This is a genomic window from Bradyrhizobium genosp. SA-4 str. CB756 (assembly GCF_000473125.1).
Lineage (GTDB): Bacteria > Pseudomonadota > Alphaproteobacteria > Rhizobiales > Xanthobacteraceae > Bradyrhizobium > Bradyrhizobium arachidis.
On sequence record NZ_KI421499.1, the window covers coordinates 735,822 to 749,817 of the forward strand.

Below are 13,996 nucleotides of genomic sequence, written 5' to 3' on the forward strand. Positions count from 1 at the left end.
GAACTCTGCCACGCAGGTCGGTGTGGCTCAGGGCGGCTCCAGCGTCTTCGGTGCCGGTGGTGCCGCTGCCGTCACGCAGCTGCTCGCGCAGTCGAACACCAGCTCGATCGGCTAAGTCACAGATACCAGAGGAGGGAAGTCATGATTGAAGCGTGTGAACTAATCGACATGGAACTCGACGCCGTGGCTGGAGGGTTCTTCGACCTGAGCAATCTGTCCAACAACATCGTCGCGCAGGCGAACAATGCCACGCAGGTCGGTGTGGCTCAGGGCGGCTCCAGCGTCTTCGGTGCCGGTGGTGCCGCTGCCGTCACGCAGCTGCTCGCGCAGTCGAACACCAGCTCGATCGGCTAAGTCAGCGATGCCCGCACACTCCTTGGCTGCCCTCGGGGTGTGCGGGTACTCATTTCAATCGAGAACTCTCATGGACACAAGCACCCCTGGTAACGAGAGCGCTGGATCTGGCAAAGCCACACGATGCGCAGTTTGTGATCGCAAGTTTGGACTCGTCCGGCACTACTCGTGGCGAACCCCTCTCTGCTCCAAGAAGTGCGTCAATCGCTTCAGAGCTCGTCGGGCGAGTGATGGCAATTGGCTATCCTGGCTTCTCGCTTTAGACCAGGCGCCAGAGAACCGAGCGAGGGCTTGATGACTTCCCAGATTTCACAACGAGGCAGGGAATACTTACAAATAGCACAGAGCTTGCTCCGCGCTGTCCAAACCATGACCGACCGAGCGATTGCCGCCCAGCTCAAGGCTCTCGCCGACGACTACGAGCGACGAGCCGAGAAAGCCTCGCATGCTGGTGCGGCCAGAGCAATTACGCGATCGGCCACCAGTGCTGAACGCGAGTGGCGTACATGACCAGACGGGCAGGTTCACAGCCTCCCTGCGGAAGAAATATTGGGACCGAGGCTTCAAGTCGCGATAGTTTTCACAACCCAAGACCACTCGGGTGAGTACTTGGCCGGTCGAGCGCTTGGGTATCCGATTCTATTGCGCCCCTGGTCTAGAGGCGAGGCAGAAAAGCCAGCGGAGTCGCGCTGCAACGGCGGCGGGAAGAGCATGAAATACGCCGCGCTTATCCAGGTTGATCGCTGCTTGTAGAAAGCAGCTCCGTTCCATGCCCTATGCCTACCTCAAACGTCCTAGTGCGAGGAAACACTACGTCGCCGTCATTGGCGGGCCGGCGTGGAGCATGACGAACTCTCCGAGGCATGAACTGACGAGCCAGACCTATAGACATCGGCCTGGCGAGCGGTTCCGAGCGGGAAACACGCCCGCGCTCGTTATCCGAGCCTTGCATTCGCTGACATACCGCCACGGAGCTGCGATGTGATCGTCCGCCCTCTGAAATGAGCGGCTCGATTCAGCAGGAAGATGCTTTTTCTCGTGGCGTTACACTTCCGCGATGTTCCCATTCGCGAATAGTCGGATGCTGGCCGGTGACCGCCCCTATGAGAGCTCTCGCCGTGCTTTGAAAGGAGAGTGCCTAAAAGCCAACAGCACCAGGCTCCGGAGGCTCGCAATCATGACTGCGTTAACGCCCGCTCCACGCTTACAGCTCAAGTAGCACATGCGCGGCGCATCGGCGATCGCGTCCAGCGCGCCGCACGCGGCAGGAAACATCCCGACCTAGCTGACGGTTGCTTCTCGAGTGCGTATGCTCACGGTCGGGGTGCATCGCTCATGCGTCTACCGAGCCCGCAATATCGATGAACGCGTCTTCAACAGGATCGAGCAATGTCGTCGGATCGCAACGCGCTTCGACAGCCTTGCGGTCAACTGCCTCGCATACGTTCAGCTCGCGTCAGAGTTCTCGCTCTGCGCTATGAGACCAGGCCCCCGGGTTATGAAGGTGTCTGAGACAGTCAGGTTCGTTCGAGCGATATCGCAGCCAAGGCTGCCACTGTGGAGCGTGCGTGATTCTTCTCACAGATAGAAAGGCAACCATCCGGTAAGAACACGGGCAGTGAGGCGCTGGTTTGCTTTGAGCCAGATGTCGATCACAGCAACAAGAGGGAAGACATGATTGAAGCGTGTGAATTGATCGATATGGAACTCGACGCCGTGTCTGGCGGGTTCTTCGACCTGAGCAATCTGTCCAACAACATCGTCGCGCAGGCGAACTCTGCCACGCAGGTCGGTGTGGCTCAGGGCGGCTCCAGCGTCTTCGGTGCCGGTGGTGCCGCTGCCGTCACGCAGCTGCTCGCGCAGTCGAACACCAGCTCGATCGGCTAAGTCACAGAGACCAGAGGAGAGAAATCATGATTGAAGCGTGTGAACTGATCGACATGGAACTCGACGCCGTGTCTGGCGGGTTCTTCGACCTGAGCAATCTGTCCAACAACATCGTCGCGCAGGCGAACTCTGCCACGCAGGTCGGTGTGGCTCAGGGCGGCTCCAGCGTCTTCGGTGCCGGTGGTGCCGCTGCCGTCACGCAGCTGCTCGCGCAGTCGAACACCAGCTCGATCGGCTAAGTTACCAATGCCCGCACACTCCTTGGCTACTTCCGGGGGTGTGCGGGTACTCATTTCAATCGAGAACTCTCATGGACACAGGCATCCTCGCGCAATGAACTGGGGCAGAGGTCTTGACACGGTGTCGATGCCCAACGAGCGTACTCGTGCCCACCTGCCGAGAGATCCTCATCCACAGGGAATGGCCCGGCCTAGCGATGCGTCCGCCGTTAGGCTAGTGATGAGCCGATTCAAGCAGCTGCCGCTTGGCAAAATCCGCAAACGGCCCCGGCTCGTTCATGAGCTCCGCGTAGCTTCCCGCTTGCACGACCTTGCCGCGCGAGAGCATGACAATACGATCCGCATTGCGCACGGTGCTGAGGCGATGCGCAATCACAATCCTCGTAATGCTCAATCGTTCCAGCGAGGTGCCGACGATGCTTTGGGTTTGGTTGTCGAGTGCGCTGGTTGCCTCATCAAACAGAAGAATCCGTGGTGAGCGCGCAAGAGCGCGGGCGATCAATAGTCGCTGCCGCTGACCGCCTGACAGCGTAGTCACGCCTTCCGCAACCAGCGTATGCATGCCCATCGGCATCTGCGCGATGTCGGCATCCAGCGCCGCCAGTCGGGCGGCCTCCCAGGCCTTCTCCAGCGGCAGATCAACGCCGCCGCAAATGTTGTCGTAAAGGCTTCCGGTTGCGAGCTTGGTATCTTGCAGAACTACGCCAAGCTGCCGGCGCACGGCGCTGATGTCGAGCGTGTTGAGAGCCTTGCCGTCGTAAAACACCGTGCCAGCTTCCGCCCGCTCAAAACCGAGCAGCAAACGAAAGAGCGACGATTTCCCGCTACCTGAGGGACCGACGATCGCGACGTAGTCACCCGTCGCAATGCTCAAGCTGATATCATCCAGGACCTTCGGCCCGCCTTTCATATAGCGGAACACGATGCCGGAAAGTTCGAGCTCTCCAGATAGCTCTCCGGGTGATCGCCGTTCCTCAGAGATCTCGGCTGGAGTGGAAATCACGGGCTTCAAGCGGCTGAGGTGAGGAATCGCCACCAGTGATTCACTGACGCTCGAGGCCCAACTGCCGATCGCGGCCGTGGCCTGTCCGAACGCTGCCAGAAAGCCGAGAAACGCGCCGAGATCGAGCAGGACGTGACTGTTTGTGTAGGAGGCGAGCGCAAAGATGACCAATGTCGCCAGCATCGGAAAGGCGGTATCAAAGGTACTCAGCGCGTTGGCCGCTTGCTGCGAGGTAATAAAATAGCGCCTCTGTACGGCAAATTGTTGCGACCATCGCGCTAACGCGCGCGCCGTTGCGCCTGCCACGCGCAGCTTGCCGACTCCCGCAATCAATTGCAGCACAAAGCCACTGGCCTTGCCTTGCAGGTTGAACTGCTTGGTTTCGTAGTAGAGTCGCACGGCGCTCGTGCCAAGAATTGCAGCTGCTCTAATCATGGTAAGCAGCAGTGCAATGCCGCCCAGTCGGAGGTCATAGTAGAGCATCAGTCCAATGCTGAAGAGACAAAAGAACGAGGCCGTAAAGCCGCCCAGCACACGCCCGGTGAAGATCCGGCGAGTGGCGTCGATGCCCATGGCGCGATCGACCAAATCGCCGCTTGTATATTCGCGAAATAGAGAGGTGGGCAGGCGGAGCAGTCGGTCGATCAGCGCGGCCTGCAGCTTATAGTCGAGCAGACCTTCGAGCCTTAACGTGACCCGTCCTTGCATCGCCTGTAGACCGGCCATCGCCAAAGCGGTGACCGTCAGCGCAAGCGCACAAACAAGGAGCTGATCGATCTCGGTGCGCGGGATAACCGAATTGACAAGGACATTGGTGATCAGTGGCGGCATCAGCGACAGTAGCCCGATTGCTATAACAGCCAACGCGATGCGCGCGATGCTGCCGGAAACGCCTCGCATCGCAAAGGTAAGCAGATCGCGATATTGGAGCGGGCGGGACGGCAGCGCCGGATAGAAAGTGATGGCCTCTGATTTGAGTTCGCCAGCAACGGAGCGATCGACCGGGCGACGACTTCCACCCTTTGGGTCGAACATCGTGTAGGTGTTCGCCCGCTCGCGCACCAGAGCCACTGGACTGCGTTGGTCTCCGTGCCAACCGAGGAGCGGTCCGGCATCGGTCTTCCACCAGACATCGCGCAGGAGTACACGGCGGATCCGCAACTGGGCTGTGCGAGCGATCTCCAGAATGTCGCTGAAGGCCTGTCTTGTGGGTTGAGCGCGCTGCGAAAGTGTAACCGGTATTCCCAGTTCTTCTCCGACAACCCGGCAACTGCAAAGCAGTGGGTCTGTCGGGTCCCATTCGGATTGCGCACGATCGGCTTTCTTGACCACGACATCAGCGAGCCGCTCAAACGAGTCGAGGGTTTGCGACGCAGTGAGTTCGTCGCGGCGGACCAGGCGTTCCCGCTCTCGAATGACGCCCTCTGCCAGGCTGCGCTCAAGATGAGCGATAACTGTTACCTGGAATCGATCAATCGCGGACCACAGAACCTGGGTACCTGGCGGGTTTGGGTCGAGACGCAATTTGCACCCGCGCTCGCCGGCTTCCACCCACACCCCAGCGGTCAAAGGGAAGGGAGGCTGCCCGGGAGCGAAGCTCGAGCCGAGGTTCATGACCTTTGCTGTCCCGGTGTCGAGGTGTGCCCACAGGAGGTCCCGCATCGGACCGCGACGTCGCTCGCCCGGGTGTAGTTCAATCTCCTCACCGCTCACCAACTCGGAAATCGCTTCGTTTGCCGCCGAGCGGACCATGAACACCGCCAATTGGGCAATCCAGCCAGACACAGGGACAAAGGACGCTGCACTGCGCGGTATCTCCAAAAGCGCATTCCCAGGCGGGCCGACAGCGATGATTTGCAGCCGGCTGCCCGAGGTTTCGCAGGCATTGTGCAGGTCCAGAATGCATCCGCCGTTTTCGACACGAAATAAATGCTGGCGCGTGCCCGTCGGCTGAACTGCAAATAAATCGACGTGACCGGCTGCCACTTGAAGAACGTGTTCGTGGTCGCTGAGAAGCATTGGGCGACGCGCATCGAGCGAAGTCCGGTGCGACAGACCGATCGGCGCCTCGCGTTGTTGTCCGACGAAATTCTCGCTGACAAATCGATCCGTCATTCGCGCGCCACCAGTTTGGCATAGGAAGCCTGAAGCGCAAGAAGCTCTTCATGCGTGCCGCGTTCAACGATGCGACCGCGCTCGAGCACGATGATTTCGTCGCAATCGCGTATAGTACTCAAGCGGTGGGCGATGATGATGCAGCTGCAGCCGCGGCGCCGCAGGTTGTCGTCGATGGATTTTTCTGTGATCGGATCAAGTGCAGCCGTCGCTTCATCCAAGACAAGGATCGAGGGATTGCAAACCAGGGCGCGGGCGATTTCGATGCGCTGACGCTGACCACCGCTGAAGTTCGTACCGCCCTCATTGACGTGGCAGTCATAATTGCCTGGTCTAGTCGCAAGGTCTTGATGAATGAGCGCGTCCTTGGCCGCCGTCAGGAGGTGGCGCTCATCGGTTGTTGAATCCCAGAGCGTTAAATTGTCCCGCGCCGTTCCCTCGAACAGAAAGACGTCCTGGTCGACATAGGCGACGGAGTTCGCAAAAATGTCCGCAGGGACATCCGTCAGCTTACATCCATCAAAACGAATCTCGCCGGACCAGGGTTTGTACAGTCCGCAGATCAGTTTGCCGAGGGTTGATTTTCCACTGCCCGACATGCCAACGAGTGCCACGCGCGAACCGGCAGGGATCACCAGCGAAAGATCCGCCAAAAGCGGCGGTTCGAGCACCGAATAGCCGAAGCTGATATTGTGAAGTTCGAGTCGGCCGGTAAGCTTCGGCGGCAAGGCACCCGCATGTGTCGGAGGTTGCGGCGCTAGCGGGTATCGGTAGACATCCTCGAGTCGTTCGAGCGCTCCCTTGATGGTTTGCAGGCCACCGAAATAGTTCACGAGGTTGACGAAAGGCTCGGAGAAACTCAATGCTAAGGATTGGAAGGCCACGAGGCTTCCCAGCGTCAACGAGCCCTGAATGACCCGCAAGCCTCCGACACCAAGAATCGCTGCGATCATGAGACCCGTAAGCAAGGTCGGGACCATGTCCAATATGATGGCGGAGGCGCCGATCCTCTGTTCGGCGTTGAGGTTTTTGGCTTGAAGACCGGCCCACCGGCCGAAGGCGTCGTCTTCCAATCCACTTGCTTTGATGGTTTCGATAGTCCGCACCATGCTCACGGTCGCCCCGAGTAGCCTTCCCTGATCGAGCGCCAGCCGATAGCTCAGTTCCTGGCGGCGTGAAGCGACAAGCCGCAGGAGAAGAACATTTATCAATGAGATTGTGACGCAAAGCGCGGTTAGGCTGACGTCGTAGACGGCCATGGCCGCGGCGAACAAGACCACCGACATCAGGCTGAGCGCATTGGCGGCAATGCCACTTGAAAGCAGCCGGGCGATCTGTTCGTTGGCTGCAATACGGCCCGCAATGTCGCCGGCGTGACGTTGGGTGAAAAATTCCATCGGCAGCGCCATGAGGCGCCACAGAAAACGGCTGGTCATCACGACGGCGAGCTTGGTCTGCAGCCGCAATAGCAGCGATTGGCGTATGGTGGTCAGAACGGCCCGGAGAGCCGCCGTCAGCGCCATGCCGATCAGGAGCGGCACAAGCCAGCTGCGCGTGTGCTGGATCAAAATCTCATCAACAAAGATTTTTGAAAATCCCGCGGCAACAATATTGGGCAGGACCGCGGCGATGCTGACAACAACTAGCAGGGCCACCGCCTGCTTTGAGTGGCGCAGCTCCCGTATGAGCAGGCCTATGCCCTTCGGTTTGCTGCCGACCTTCTCGAACCTTTCGCCCCGTTCGAACACCAGGACAACGCCGGTGAAGGCGTGGTCAAGCTCGACCAGATCGATCTGCCGACGCCCGCTCGCGGGGTCATTTATGTAGGCCCGCTTTCTATTAATTCCTTCCAGAACCACGAAGTGGTTGAAGTTCCAGTGAATGATGCAAGGCGTTGGAATCTCGGCAAGTGCCGGAGGCTCGACGCTGTACCCCTTCGCCGTCAGTCCGTATCGGCGCGCCGCTCTGATGATGTTGCTCGCCTTGCTGCCGTCGCGCGATACGCCGCATGCGACGCGAAGCTCCTCCAACGGAATCCACGCACCGTAATAACCGAGAATGATGCCAAGCGCTGCCGCACCGCATTCGACGGCTTCCATCTGCAGTATGATGGGTGTCCGCTGGCTGCGTCGCTGCGGCAACCAGCTCGCCATGCGGCCGACGTAGGATTTGGGCCGGCCGCGCCCGCTGGTTGGCTGGTTTGGAGAGCGCCTATCCATCAATGCCCGTGAGGTGCTTGAGCAGGGGTATCACCAGATCGAGGGGGCGCTGCCGGCGTGTTGTGATCTCGGCCCGAGCCAACGTTCCGCTCGTGAGATGAATGTTCGGCCCCTCGCCCACGGCCCATCGATATCCGGTTGGAGTGGAGGCGTCTTCATCGAGCGCAACCATCGCGGCGTAAGGTGCACCGTCGCGCGAGAAGCGTGAAACCAGGCTTTCGTTATGCAGCAGCGCGGCCATGCCTTGCGGCGTCATCGGGAAATCAGAGATGCTGATTACGTTGCCGAGCATCATGCCGAATTCCTCGCGCTTGACCGTGCTTGGCTCGAGCTGCACCTGCATGCCAGGCTTGATCTGTTTGCCCCGTTCGGCGGGAACATAGACGAGGGCTTGGAGCTTGGCGCCTTCGCTTTCGATCGCAATCACCGGTGTGCCGATGGCTAGCACCGAACCGGGCGAAATCTTCACTTCCAAAACACGCCCGTCCATCGGGCTGATCACTTGGGTGTTCTGGCTCAGCTGTTCGGCGGCGGCATTCATCTGCCGCCGGGCCTCGTTGAGGGAAAACTCGGATTGCTGAATTTCGCGACCACGCTCCGTTTCCAGATCTGTCTTCTGCGACCGCAGCTTCAAAATCTCGTTTTGGGCGTCAGTACGGCGCTGTTGCGCATCGGCCAGCTCCTGGCGTCGCTCTTCCAAATTGCGCCGCGTCGTGTATCCCTTGGCCAGCAAATCCTCGAGGTTTTTGACATCGACGGTGAGATATTCGATACGCTGGCTCGTTGCCTTGATTACCTGTTGCAGAGCCATTTCAAGTTTTGCAAAGTTCTGGCTCTTAGCGGCGAGTTCGCTTGCAGCTTTCGACACCCGATCGGCGTGCTCTCGCTGGCGTTCATGAAAGACCTCGGTGGCTGCGTTGTGCTTTTGCTGGATCTCGGTTTGAACGATCTGGGCGATGGGTTGGTCCTTGTTGACGTGCTCGCCCACCGTGACTGCGACCGACTGCAGCCGTCCGGCCGCGGCGGATACGGCCTCGACGACCTTACCGCCACTGCCGATCAGGATTCCCTCACCGGAGACGCGAGTGGGCACGCGCCCGAAAATGCTCCACAGCACGGCCGCCCCAAGCGCAATGCACAGTACAAGGGTAAGAATCCAGTCAGCAGGCTTGGTGATAACAACGAGATGATCGAGCTGCTCGGGAGACGCAGCCCGGTCAAGGGCCGCGGCGCGAAACGCCCGTTGCGGCCCACCGGTCATGCTCTTATGCTCCGGGTTTGGGAGCGGTTCAGACGCCGACATGTCTGCACTCAAAAGCAAGTGTGAACTGAAGCCGACGATCCCCGATCTTTGCACAGAAGCAACCATCTAACAATCAATAAGGGGTGGCAGGGGAAGGACCAATTGGGATGTACGGGCTGATCGGCACCACGAGATTTTCGTTCCCTGCGCGAACGCACCGAAAGATGCTGGCGGCAAGCTTGGGGCTTGGGCTTTTCCTACCGGGTATGTGCTGTGCGGGCGTCCTGTCCGAGGGCGATTTCAGGCAAGCGGAGAGCCTTAGGCCGCTTTTTGCCAACCTCATGAACGACCTTGTCGCAACCGCAAAGCGTCCCGATGTTTCGAGCGGGGACGCCGACTGTGTCAACTCGGCTATTCGGGAACTTCTTCAGATCTCCGACGAACTGGCAAGCTATGAGTATTTGATTACGATGGAGAAAGATCTGATCGATTTTGGCGACAAAAATCCAATGCGTGATATCGTCAAGTTTGCCGTCGACAAGAGCAGCGCGATCCTGATGAGCGAAAGAAAGCGGTTGGTTCAAATATCCGAGCGGTGTACCAAATATCCGTTAGGGCAAGGAAAGATTGAGCAGGCCCTAACCATCATCGACACGACGACAGGCATATTGGCTTCCATTCGAGCTCGCCTTTGACCGTGCGAAAGAAGGGCCCGCGCGGTAAGCGATCTCCACGTGCGGAGGTGACAGCCAAGGACCCCTTGCAGATCCTAATCGAGAAAAGCGCGCCCAGGTCGACCGGTGAGGAGCCGAGCACCATCGAGAACACCTTGGTGCCACTTTTTGTAAACCGGCGGCAAGCGTCCGGCGGTGTAGGCCTGACTGTCTTCGATCGGCCCCAAGTTGCTGGGCGAGGGCGGCGATCCGACAGATCTTGGCGATGCAAATCCAGGATCATGACAAGTTCCCGAAGTTTGATCACCGCGCCCTCCCTGCTGCCTGTGGCAGCAGCGTCGACGTCTCGGCGGCTTGCCACCGCTGGTCGCGGGAGTATAGTTTCTCGATGGCTGTCAGCTCGCTCGATCTGAAAGCGTTTTTGCTTGCCACACCATTCTTCGGTGGTCTCTCAGACACGAGTTGCGATCTCTTGGTCTCTATGCTGGTCGAGCGCCGCTTCGACGTCGGCGACATTGTCGTGGCGGAAGGAGAGCCGGGCCGCTCAATGTTCGTTGTTCACTCCGGCCATCTCGTGGTGAGCAAGCTCGGGGGCTCGGGGCGCATAGTTCGCATGGCGAGCCTTGGGCCTGGCGACTTTTTTGGCGAAATGACGCTTATCGAGATGCAGAACCGATCAGCGACTATCGTTGCGCAGAGCCCAACCCTGCTGTACGAGCTGGCGGCTCGACAACTCTACGCGTACTACAAGGCCGACATCTACGCGTATGTGATGGTGATGCAGAATATCAACCGCGAGCTTTGTCGGCGGCTTCGCCGTGCCGACAATCGCATTGCGGAGCTGCAGAGGCTTCATGCGAGTTAGGGACGAAGTGATGTTTATGTCCGGCGGGAGCAGTAATCAGGAGCGGCTCGTCATCATTGAGCGCCAACTATGTCGGGTCGATAAAGGCCAGCCAGGAGAGGTAGGCGCACACTAACAGGATCTTCTGAGCGTTGGTCGAGCCGTGCTCATCTTCAACCTGTCAGGCCGCGCTGGCTGAGATTGCGGCGGTATCGATGTCGCTGCGGCTTGTAGGTCAGAGAATCTGCCGTTTCCTGCTGAGACTCGCCACAGGCAAGGCGTTGTGGCGCCAAGATGAGTCCGTGTTGGCCGGCAGCGAAGGCTGTAGGCCAACGAGGAGTTTATGCTCGGTTTGGCGAGATGCGCATAAGGCTGGGATGCCGCTTTTGAAAACGCGTTGCACGATTTTGTCGAGCAGCCCAATTGAAGGCCTGTTGGATGTGAGCCGACTGCTCACTTCTGTTGATGTGTTTGGATGAACTGTGGCGCGGCGGGCTGAAGCTTCTTCCAGTTGCAGCATTTCTGATCGGCATTGCTCTCTCTTGTCGCCGCGATCCTCAAGCCGATCTGGCGTGTGCACTGAGAATCCAAAGACGCGATTTCCGCTTCCAAATCATGCCTATATGGCCCAAGAAGAGCCAAGCTGCAGTGGCTTCGTCACACCGGATTTCTCAGTCGGTCCCAATCACACGAAGGATCAGTTTAGGGCTAAATAGATAAACGGAATGAATGGCTTAAGTTGTGAATTTTCCGGGGCGCCATGATGGATCGGGCTGGCTGATCCAAGCTCGCGTTAGGCGTTGCTTGATAACGTGAGCTCGATGAACATTGAGATGGGCCGCAGATGGGCCGCGTTCTCGCGCTCGTCAGTTGCACGATCCGATGCTGAGACGTCGGAGATCTCGTTCCGACCCGACGCTACTACCGCGCAGGCCATTCAGACGGGGTCCGCTTTGTGCAGCTGTCCATGCATAGCTGCCGCAAGCCTTCACCGCCGCTTGTGACCCCAAGCGGACGTTGACCTTGGCCGAAGCTCTCTCCAGAATGTTGGGGCAGCGGAGCCTATCATTAGCAAAGGTGAACCCGTGCATCGGTTGGGTATCTTCGACGAAGTGCGAGAGCGCCTGATCCTCCGCCCGTGGTGGCGTCGCGGTGTTTGACCGTTTGAGACCGCGCCGCACGACGCACATCGGCATCGATCTGCAAAACGGCTTCATGGCCCGGGCCGGAAACTAGCCCGATGAACCCAACCAACCGTGCCGACAATACGAAGACATGCCAGAACACGTCCACCATCACGATGCGCGATCAAGATCACATCACCTCGCCAAAAACATCTATATCGCTCCCCATCAAGGCGAGGAATGGTCCTCGCCTGAAACACTTTCATAGGAGAGCGACATGACTACGATCAAAGAACTGACGACCGCAGAGTTCGATGTCGCGAGAGCACTAACGGATGACGACCTCGACATCGTCACAGGCGGAAAGGACGTCGCATACATTCAAGCGGCCCCGATAGGGAATTTTCTTGTTCACATGTCCGATAAAAGCACAACCGTCGTATACTATCCACCCGGCACATCTGGGAGACCGTAACCCGTCCCCGACGACCTCTTTCACCACGGACACCGAGCGGACACGGACACCACACCTATAGGTGTGGCCGGCCTGTCTGGGCTTCGACCGGGTACCGCTCACGGTCTGCCCCAGACCCACATGGATGGCACTGAGCGCTACACCTGTCGGGAATGCGGACTGATCAGGTTCGCTAACAGCGAGGGATGGAACCATTTCGAATGGCGGCTGGACAGTCCAAAAAGGTGAACCACTGCCCGCTACTTGCTACCGCGAAAGCAATTCTGAGCCTGATCGTGGCAAGCTGACTTCCGGTATTGGCCCGAAGCTGCCGACCCGGCATGTCAGCTGCCTGTCCGCTCACGTGGGGTGAAGCGGGCTCGATATGCTCAAAGCGAGTTCTTCGGGCTGTGACCCAGAGCGGTCATAGCCCGGCCTGAAATCTCGCACCGGGCCGTCTCCTGCCGTATCGCCGTGTGATATCCTTTCAGTCGCAAGAAGTGGAGGGACTGCACAGTGAAACGCCGCGAGTTCATTAGGTTGCTAGGCGGCGCAGCGGTGGCGCACAGCGTGGTCGGTAAGCGCTGATGGGTACAGCAAGCAAGACGGTCAACCTTGCTTTACAGGGTGGCGGTGCGCATGGCGCCTTCACCTGGGGCGTTTTGGATCGCCTGCTCGAAGATGAGCGGATGTCGTTTGAGGGGATCTGCGCTACCAGCGCTGGCGCCATGAACGGCACGGTCATGGCGTACGGCCTGACGATAGGCGGCCGCGAAGGCGCAAAACTCACTCTCGCCGAATATTGGCGCCGCATCAGCGAAGCTGCAGTCTGGGGACCGCTGCAGCCGTCCATTTTCGATCGTCTGTCGCAAAATCATTCGATCGAGAAATCGCCAGCCTTCATGTTCTTCGACATGATGACACGACTGTTGTCACCTTATCAGTTTAACCCATTGAACTATAACCCGTTGCGTGACGTGCTCGAGAAGACCATCGATTTCGACCGACTGCGCAGGGAGAGTGTCGTCAAGCTGTTCCTTTGTGCGACAAACGTCCGCACTGGAAAGGTGAAGATCTTTGAGAACCATGAGCTCACCGTTTCCGCCGTTCTCGCTTCCGGGTGCCTTCCGCAGCTCTTTCAGGCTGTTGAAATCGATGGCGAAGCCTATTGGGATGGCGGCTACATGGGCAACCCAGCAATCTTCCCGCTGATCTATGGCTGCCAATCCACCGACATCATTGTTATTCACATCAATCCAATTGTGCGTGGGGAAATTCCTCGCACGGCGAGCGATATATTAAACCGATTGAACGAAATTAGCTTCAATTCGTCGCTGATGCGCGAGATGCGAGCAATTGCCTTCGCCAACAAGCTCGTCAGCAGAGGCGCGCTGCACGACGAGATAAAGACGATGCTGATTCATGCCATAGAGGCGGAATCGTTCATGAAAGGCCTCGGCGTCGCCTCCAAGTTTAATGCAGACTGGGAGTTTCTCACCTATCTGCGCGACGTGGGCCGTACCTGCGCTGAGGAGTGGTTAGCCGCAAATTATTGCCATATCGGTGTGCGTTCGACCATCGACATTCACGGCAGATACTTGTAGCGCGTTTAAATTGGTGCAGCAATACAGCAATGCCTTAACGAGGCCAAGACGGCGACCCGAGAGGAAGATACATGTACTGCCGCGCATCGGCCACCATCAGCCCCCATTCCGATGCAGGCGGCTGCGCCGACGCCGAGGAAGCTGCGGGTTATGCACGAGATGGCGTCCGCTTGTGCCCGTCACGTCTCAAATGTTGATTTGCAGCGAATGTCGGCATTGGTGGTTGTGCCTCCCCG

General features: G+C 58.6%; 10 protein-coding genes and 2 pseudogenes. 8 read left to right on the forward strand and 4 right to left on the reverse strand.

Translation table 11 applies throughout. The features are described from left to right. Window positions 1–141 precede the first annotated feature (141 nt). The 4 genes and pseudogenes from BRAGE_RS0103575 to BRAGE_RS0103585 all read left to right on the forward strand — a co-directional run bounded on the left by BRAGE_RS0103575 (window position 142) and on the right by BRAGE_RS0103585 (window position 2,480). On the forward strand, window positions 142–354 hold the full coding sequence (locus BRAGE_RS0103575; RefSeq protein ID WP_156950831.1) for a hypothetical protein: 213 nt from the start codon (window positions 142–144) through the stop codon (window positions 352–354). A gap of 1,339 nt (window positions 355–1,693) precedes the next feature. Next, window positions 1,694–1,813, forward strand: a pseudogene (locus BRAGE_RS57865) (IS5/IS1182 family transposase); the annotation flags it as partial. A gap of 215 nt (window positions 1,814–2,028) precedes the next feature. Further along, on the forward strand, window positions 2,029–2,241 hold the full coding sequence (locus tag BRAGE_RS0103580) for a hypothetical protein (RefSeq protein ID WP_028146191.1): 213 nt from the start codon (window positions 2,029–2,031) through the stop codon (window positions 2,239–2,241). A 26-nt stretch (window positions 2,242–2,267) separates the two neighbouring features. Next, window positions 2,268–2,480 carry a hypothetical protein gene (locus BRAGE_RS0103585; RefSeq protein ID WP_028146191.1) on the forward strand — a complete coding sequence of 71 codons (213 nt, stop codon included), beginning with the start codon at window positions 2,268–2,270 and terminating at the stop codon, window positions 2,478–2,480. Window positions 2,481–2,694: 214 nt separating this feature from the next. On the opposite strand, the gene BRAGE_RS0103590 is transcribed toward BRAGE_RS0103585, so the two are convergent. From BRAGE_RS0103590 to BRAGE_RS0103600, 3 genes are read right to left on the reverse strand one after another with little or no spacing between them, the layout of a single operon-like run. Next, a complete protein-coding gene (locus BRAGE_RS0103590) occupies window positions 2,695–5,598 on the reverse strand; it encodes an NHLP bacteriocin export ABC transporter permease/ATPase subunit (RefSeq protein WP_027564509.1) in 2,904 nt (967 codons plus the stop codon). Then, window positions 5,595–7,817 (reverse strand): NHLP family bacteriocin export ABC transporter peptidase/permease/ATPase subunit, encoded by a 2,223-nt coding sequence (locus tag BRAGE_RS0103595; protein WP_051377668.1) that lies wholly within the window; start codon window positions 7,815–7,817, stop codon window positions 5,595–5,597. The genes BRAGE_RS0103590 and BRAGE_RS0103595 overlap by 4 nt, the downstream gene beginning before the upstream one ends. Next, entirely contained in the window at window positions 7,810–9,078 is a 1,269-nt protein-coding gene (locus BRAGE_RS0103600; protein ID WP_027564507.1) for an NHLP bacteriocin system secretion protein, read from the reverse strand. Before BRAGE_RS0103600 ends, BRAGE_RS0103595 begins: the two co-directional genes overlap by 8 nt. A 149-nt stretch (window positions 9,079–9,227) precedes the next feature. Between BRAGE_RS0103600 and BRAGE_RS0103605 the strand changes: the two genes are divergently transcribed. From BRAGE_RS0103605 to BRAGE_RS0103620, 4 genes are all read left to right on the forward strand, one after another. After that, entirely contained in the window at window positions 9,228–9,755 is a 528-nt protein-coding gene (locus tag BRAGE_RS0103605; protein WP_027564506.1) for a hypothetical protein, read from the forward strand. Between the two features lie 367 nt (window positions 9,756–10,122). Next, window positions 10,123–10,599, forward strand: a complete 477-nt coding sequence (locus BRAGE_RS0103610; RefSeq protein WP_027564505.1) for a Crp/Fnr family transcriptional regulator — start codon at window positions 10,123–10,125, stop codon at window positions 10,597–10,599. 1,380 nt (window positions 10,600–11,979) lie between these two features. Next, window positions 11,980–12,177: a hypothetical protein gene (locus tag BRAGE_RS0103615; protein WP_028146192.1), complete on the forward strand. Its 198-nt coding sequence runs from the start codon at window positions 11,980–11,982 to the stop codon at window positions 12,175–12,177. A 566-nt stretch (window positions 12,178–12,743) separates the two neighbouring features. Continuing rightward, entirely contained in the window at window positions 12,744–13,760 is a 1,017-nt protein-coding gene (locus tag BRAGE_RS0103620) for a patatin-like phospholipase family protein (RefSeq protein WP_027564504.1), read from the forward strand. A 67-nt stretch (window positions 13,761–13,827) separates the two neighbouring features. Here the strand turns inward: BRAGE_RS0103620 and BRAGE_RS56615 are convergent. Further along, window positions 13,828–13,909: pseudogene (locus BRAGE_RS56615) on the reverse strand (ABC transporter permease); the annotation flags it as partial. Window positions 13,910–13,996: the final 87 nt, after the last annotated feature.

Bases quoted from the DNA above. Each gene is read 5' to 3' on its own strand.
- BRAGE_RS0103575 (WP_156950831.1), top strand. From the start codon at position 142: ATGATTGAAGCGTGTGAACTAATCGACATGGAACTCGACGCCGTGGCT.
- BRAGE_RS0103580 (WP_028146191.1), top strand. From the start codon at position 2,029: ATGATTGAAGCGTGTGAATTGATCGATATGGAACTCGACGCCGTGTCT.
- BRAGE_RS0103585 (WP_028146191.1), top strand. From the start codon at position 2,268: ATGATTGAAGCGTGTGAACTGATCGACATGGAACTCGACGCCGTGTCT.
- BRAGE_RS0103590 (WP_027564509.1), bottom strand. From the start codon at position 5,598: ATGACGGATCGATTTGTCAGCGAGAATTTCGTCGGACAACAACGCGAG.
- BRAGE_RS0103595 (WP_051377668.1), bottom strand. From the start codon at position 7,817: ATGGATAGGCGCTCTCCAAACCAGCCAACCAGCGGGCGCGGCCGGCCC.
- BRAGE_RS0103600 (WP_027564507.1), bottom strand. From the start codon at position 9,078: ATGACCGGTGGGCCGCAACGGGCGTTTCGCGCCGCGGCCCTTGACCGG.
- BRAGE_RS0103605 (WP_027564506.1), top strand. From the start codon at position 9,228: ATGTACGGGCTGATCGGCACCACGAGATTTTCGTTCCCTGCGCGAACG.
- BRAGE_RS0103610 (WP_027564505.1), top strand. From the start codon at position 10,123: ATGGCTGTCAGCTCGCTCGATCTGAAAGCGTTTTTGCTTGCCACACCA.
- BRAGE_RS0103615 (WP_028146192.1), top strand. From the start codon at position 11,980: ATGACTACGATCAAAGAACTGACGACCGCAGAGTTCGATGTCGCGAGA.
- BRAGE_RS0103620 (WP_027564504.1), top strand. From the start codon at position 12,744: ATGGGTACAGCAAGCAAGACGGTCAACCTTGCTTTACAGGGTGGCGGT.